The 5,288-nt window shown below is 68.5% G+C and carries 6 protein-coding genes and 1 pseudogene; 6 read left to right on the forward strand and 1 reads right to left on the reverse strand.

Annotation, left to right across the window (positions count from 1 at the left end; genetic code table 11):
* Positions 1-78 precede the first annotated feature (78 nt).
* On the forward strand, positions 79-846 hold the full coding sequence (locus ACXJKR_RS23500) for an ABC transporter ATP-binding protein (RefSeq protein ID WP_457324865.1): 768 nt from the start codon (positions 79-81) through the stop codon (positions 844-846).
* Between the two features lie 6 nt (positions 847-852).
* Positions 853-1,203, forward strand: a pseudogene (locus tag ACXJKR_RS23505) (YbaN family protein); the annotation flags it as partial.
* A 14-nt stretch (positions 1,204-1,217) separates the two neighbouring features.
* Here the strand turns inward: ACXJKR_RS23505 and ACXJKR_RS23510 are convergent.
* Positions 1,218-2,099 (reverse strand): LysR family transcriptional regulator, encoded by an 882-nt coding sequence (locus ACXJKR_RS23510; RefSeq protein WP_457324866.1) that lies wholly within the window; start codon positions 2,097-2,099, stop codon positions 1,218-1,220.
* Between the two features lie 134 nt (positions 2,100-2,233).
* Between ACXJKR_RS23510 and ACXJKR_RS23515 the strand changes: the two genes are divergently transcribed.
* The 4 genes from ACXJKR_RS23515 to ACXJKR_RS23530 form a co-directional block, all read left to right on the forward strand.
* Complete coding sequence (locus ACXJKR_RS23515; RefSeq protein ID WP_457324867.1) at positions 2,234-3,550, forward strand: NAD(P)/FAD-dependent oxidoreductase; 1,317 nt, start codon at positions 2,234-2,236, stop codon at positions 3,548-3,550.
* Positions 3,551-3,562: 12 nt separating this feature from the next.
* Positions 3,563-4,345, forward strand: a complete 783-nt coding sequence (locus ACXJKR_RS23520; RefSeq protein WP_457324868.1) for a 3-hydroxybutyrate dehydrogenase — start codon at positions 3,563-3,565, stop codon at positions 4,343-4,345.
* A 41-nt stretch (positions 4,346-4,386) separates the two neighbouring features.
* Complete coding sequence (locus ACXJKR_RS23525; protein WP_457324869.1) at positions 4,387-4,887, forward strand: cupin domain-containing protein; 501 nt, start codon at positions 4,387-4,389, stop codon at positions 4,885-4,887.
* A gap of 52 nt (positions 4,888-4,939) precedes the next feature.
* The coding region (locus ACXJKR_RS23530; RefSeq protein ID WP_457324870.1) for a patatin-like phospholipase family protein at positions 4,940-5,288 on the forward strand (349 nt) is incomplete at its 3' end.

Consider the following 5,288-nt stretch of genomic DNA (forward strand, 5'->3'; position numbering starts at 1 on the left):
GCATCGAGCCGCGAGCACATCGCCAGCGCGGGCCGGCTTGGGAGCGGCCCTGCGTTCGGCCCGCAAAGAGAAACTGAAATGACGATCCAACTCCAGGCCACCAACATCCACAAGCGCTTCGGTGATCGCGAGGTGCTCAAGGGCATTTCCTTCGCGGCGCGGCGCGGCGATGTCGTCACGTTGATCGGGTCCTCGGGCTCGGGCAAGAGCACCTTCCTGCGCTGCCTGAACCTGCTGGAACAGCCCAACGAAGGCGAACTGAGCCTGTGCGGCGAAGCGCTGAAGCTGACCCGCGACCGCGACGGCACGCTGAAGGCCGCCTCGCCTCAGCAGCTGCAGCTGTGGCGCGCCAAACTGGCCATGGTGTTCCAGAACTTCAACCTCTGGGCTCACATGACAGTGCTGGAGAACGTCATCGAGGCACCCATCCACGTGCTGGGCAAGCCCAAGGCCGAGGCCATCGAGCGCGCGCAGGCGCTGCTGGCGCGCGTCGGTGTCTCGCATCGTGCCAACGTCTACCCGGCCCAGCTGTCGGGCGGCGAGCAGCAGCGCGTGGCCATTGCCCGGGCGCTGGCGGTCGACCCCGAGGTCATGCTGTTCGACGAGCCCACGTCGGCGCTGGACCCGGAACTGGTCGGAGAGGTTCTCAAGGTCATGCGCGACCTGGCGGCGGAAGGCCGCACGATGATCGTCGTGACCCACGAGATGGGCTTTGCGCGCGAGGTCTCCAACCACTGCCTGTTCCTGCACCAGGGCAAGGTCGAAGAGGAAGGCAACCCCAAGGAGATGCTGCTGCGCCCGCAGTGCGAGCGGTTGCAGCAGTTCCTCAGCGGCGGGCTGAAGTAGGGCGGCATGCACCGCGCGCTGGCCCGACTGCTGTGGCGCGCGCTGGCGGTGCTGAGCCTCGTGCTGGCCATGATCGGCGTCGTGCTGCCGGTGCTGCCGACGGTGCCCTTCCTGCTGCTGGCCGCCTGGGCGGCCGGCAAGGGCTGGCCGGCGCTGGAGACCTGGCTGCTCAACCACGCGCACTTCGGCCCCGGCATCCGCCGTTGGCGCGAGCGCGGCGCCGTGCCGCGTCGCGCCAAGTGGCTGGCGGTCGTGATGATGGCCTGCAGTGCCGTCATGCTGGTGCTGACACCGGCGCCGCTGGCCGTGAAGATCGCCGTGCCCGCCATGATGGCCGCCGTGGCGATCTGGCTGTGGCGCCGCCCGGAAACCTAKGCCGCCGGCCGCCAGTCGTGGGCCACCAGTGAATCGATGACGGCCTGCTGCGCCGTGCTCAGCGGCCGCTCCGACTGCACCAGCAGCTTGACCTCTCGGACGATCGGGCAGTCGGCCGTGCGCACATGCATGAGCCCGGCGGCGTCGGCGATGGACCGGGGCATGAAGGCGACGCCGAAGTTGGAGCGCACGAAGGCCTGAATCCAGTCCTCGCGGTGGGACTGCTGCACCACCTCCAGCCGCACGCCGCGATCAATCAGCAGGCGCTCGATATAGCTGGAGAACTCGCAGTAGATGCGCTCGCAGTAGCGCTCGCGATCCAGCTCGGCCATGTCAATGGTCTGCCGGCCACTGAAGCGATGGTCCTCGCCGATGGCGACGACGTAGTCCTCGAGGAACAGCATCTGCGCCTCGAAGCGGCGCGGCGTCTCATAAGGCGAGCACATGATGCCRATATCGACGTCGCCGCGGCCCAGCTCGTCGGTCAGCGCCTCCAGGTTGCCTTCGCGGAAATGYAGTTCGATGGCATGCCGATCCTGGCTTTCGACAAAGCCAGGCAGCACCTGATGGAAGTCGATGGTGCACATGACGCCGACGCGCACCACCTCGCGCTTGTCGCGCTTGAAACGGCGCGCCTGCTCGCGCGCGGCCTGGGCGGTGTCGAAGATCTGGCGGAAATTGGGCAGCATGGCCTGGCCAAGCTCGCTGAGCTGGACGGAGTTCTTGGTGCGGTCGAACAGCCGGCCACCGATCGTCTCCTCCAGCCGCTGGATGGCCTTGGTCAGCGCCGGCTGCGACACGAAGGACCGCTCCGACGCGCGCGTGAAGTTCAGCGTCTCGGCCACGGCCAGGAAATAGCGGATCTGGTAGAGCTCCATGCGCGGCGGTCGCGTGGGCCGGCGGTTTCCTTACATATCCCGCGATAACCCATGCGCATCGCGTCATGAATTGATGAGATTTCCCGGCTGAGGCAGCGATCCAGACACTGCGGCCCTCGCTTCATCCAGCCGCCATGTCCACCACAGCACCTCACCCGCCAGTCCGCACCATCGCCATCGTCGGCGGCGGCTTTGCCGGCACCACGCTGGCCAAGTCGCTTCACGGCCGCATGCCCGCAGGCTGGCAGCTGCTGCTGATCAGCGAGGAGAGCTACACCACCTTCAACCCCATGCTGCCCGAGGTGGTGGGGGCTGGCGTCTTCCCCGAGCATGTGGTGGCACCGATCCGCGAGATGCTGCCCGGTGTGCGCTTCGTGATGGGCGCCGTCAGCCGCATCGACAAGGCGGCCCGGCGCCTGACCTGCGACACCCTGCACGGCCCGCTCGAGTTCGGCTACGACCATCTCGTGCTGGCCCTGGGCCAGCGCGCCCGCCTCGACCTGCTGCCCGGCATGGCCGAACACGCCCTGCCGCTGAAGCTGGTGGGCGACGCCATGCACATCCGCAACCGCGTGCTGCAGGCTCTGGCCCGCGTGGAACTCTGCGACGACGCGACGCAGGGGCAGGCCCTCGCCCACTTCGTCGTCATCGGCGGCGGCTTCTCCGGTGTCGAGGTGGCCGGCGCGCTGGCCGACTTCGTCAAGAGCGCCAGCCGCCACTACCCACGCACCCGTGCCGCCGGCTTCGGCATCACGCTGCTGCATGACGGTGACCGGCTGCTGCCCGAGCTGCCRCCGGCCCTGGGCGACGCCGCCGAACGCTCGCTGTCGCGCCGCGGCGTGCACGTGCGCTGCGGCACCCGGGCCGCGCGCATCCATGCCGACGCGGTCGAACTGTCCGACGGCCAGAAGCTGCCGAGCGCAACGGTTGTCTGCACCGTCGGCASTCGGCCCAACCCGCTCGTGGAAGCGCTGGCCCCGCCGCTGCAGCGCGGCCGCATCGCCACCGAGGCCGACGGTCGCGTGCAGGACGAGCCCGCCCTGTGGGCCCTCGGCGACTGCGCCGCCCAACCCAATGCCCGCGACGGCCTGATCTGCCCACCGACGGCGCAGTTCGCCGTCGCCCAGGCCAAGGCGCTCGCCAACAACCTGCTGCTCAAACTGCGCGGCCAGCCCACCAAGCCCTTTGCCTACGCCGCCCGCGGAATGATGGCCACGACCGGCCACCTCAAGGGCGTGGCGCTGCTGTTCGGCCTGCGCCTGTCGGGCCTTCCCGCCTGGCTGTTGTGGCGCGGCTACTACCTGCTGCGCATGCCCACGCTGGGCCGCAAGACGCGCATCTGGGTCGAGTGGACCTGGGGCCTGTTCTTTCCCCTCGACATCACGCACCTGCGCTTCACCCGCACGACCGAGGTCGACCGCGGCACCTCCAACTCATCCGTTCCCAAGTAAGGAGAACCCACCATGTTCATTGGCAAGACCGCCCTCGTCACGGGCTCCACATCCGGCATCGGCCTGGGCATCGCCCGCTCGCTGGCCGCCCAGGGCGCCAACGTCGTGCTCAACGGTTTTGGCGACGCGCCGGCCATCGAGAAGCTGCGACTCGAACTCATGGAACAACACGACGTGCAGGTGCGCTACGACCCGGCCGACATGAGCCAGCCCGACCAGATCGACCGCATGATGGGCAAGGCGATTGCCGAGTTCGGCGCCGTCGACCTGCTCGTCAACAACGCCGGCATCCAGCATGTGGCGCCGGTCGAAGAGTTCCCGGTCGACAAGTGGTACGCCATCCTGGCGATCAACCTCAGTGCGGGCTTCCACACCACCCGCCTGGCCGTGCCGGCCATGAAGAAGAAGGGCTGGGGCCGCATCGTCAACGTGGCCTCGGCCCATGCGCTGGTGGCCAGCAAATACAAATCGGCCTACGTGGCGGCCAAGCATGGCGTGGCTGGCTTCACCAAGACCGTGGCGCTGGAGTTGGCCGAGGCCGGCATCACGGTCAACGCGGTCTGCCCGGGCTATGTGCTGACACCGCTGGTCGAGCAGCAGATCCCCGACACCGCCCGCGCCCGCGGCATCAGCGAGCAGGCCGTCATCCGCGACGTGCTGCTGGCCGCCCAGCCCACCAAGCAATTCGTCACCGTCGAACAGGTCGCGGCGCTGACGTCCTTCCTCTGTTCCGACGACGCCGCCTCCATCACCGGCGCCGTGCTGCCCATCGAGGGTGGCTGGACGGCGCAGTGATTTTTCTCCCCCCCTTCCCCCCAACGCTCCAGGAGCACCCCATGAAGACCATCCGCACCCGCACTTCCCGCTTCAGCCACCTCGTGGCCGCCGTCGCCGCCCTCGTCGCCAGCCTGGCAGGCGGCAGCTCGCACGCCGGTGAATGCCCGGCCGACAAGGTCATGGCCAATGCGCTGGCCGACGCCGCCACGGCCCCCGTCGGCGTGACTGACACCGAGCTGGCGTCCATCGACCTGGTCAAGGAGAACGTGCACCTGGCCCAGCGCCGCCTGCGCATGCGCCACATGACCATTGCGCCCGGCGGCGTCGTGCCCTTCCACAGCCACGAGGACCGGCCCGCGCTGATCATGGTCAACAGCGGCGAGATCTACGAGAACTCCAGCAAATGCGCCGTGCCCATCCTGCACAAGGCCGGCGACATCTCGCGCGAGTTCCTCGGCACCAAGCACTGGTGGAAGAACAGCACCAACGCACCGGTCGAGCTGACCATCGCCGACATCGTCAACGACGGCAAGCCCGCCACGATGAAGGAACACATGTAAGCCCGCGACCCCGCCCGCCGACCCACGCCCACCTACCCAGCCGAGACCCACCATGGCCACCAAGAATGCTTCCCCCACATCGCGTCCGCAGGTCGTCCTGGTGCTCCAGGGCGGCGGTGCGCTGGGCGCCTACCAGGTCGGCGTCTACCAGGCGCTGCACGAAGCCGGCATCGAGCCGGACTGGGTCATCGGCACGTCCATCGGCGCCATCAACGCCGCGCTGATCGCCGGCAACCCACCGGAGCGGCGCATGGAGAGGCTCAACGACTTCTGGCGCCAYGTCGAGCAGCAGAACCGCCTGGCCGGGCCGCTGGACTGGCTGGGTATGGGCAACCTGATGGCCAACATGACGACGGTGATGCGTGGCATCCCGGCCTTCTTCGAGCCCAACCTGGCGGCCC

It is taken from the genome of Roseateles sp. P5_E11 (assembly GCF_054049355.1).

What these genes read in the sequence shown, in the direction of transcription:
- ACXJKR_RS23525 (WP_457324869.1), top strand. Translation starts at nt 4,387, where the DNA reads ATGAAGACCATCCGCACCCGCACTTCCCGCTTCAGCCACCTCGTGGCC.
- ACXJKR_RS23520 (WP_457324868.1), top strand. Translation starts at nt 3,563, where the DNA reads ATGTTCATTGGCAAGACCGCCCTCGTCACGGGCTCCACATCCGGCATC.
- ACXJKR_RS23500 (WP_457324865.1), top strand. Translation starts at nt 79, where the DNA reads ATGACGATCCAACTCCAGGCCACCAACATCCACAAGCGCTTCGGTGAT.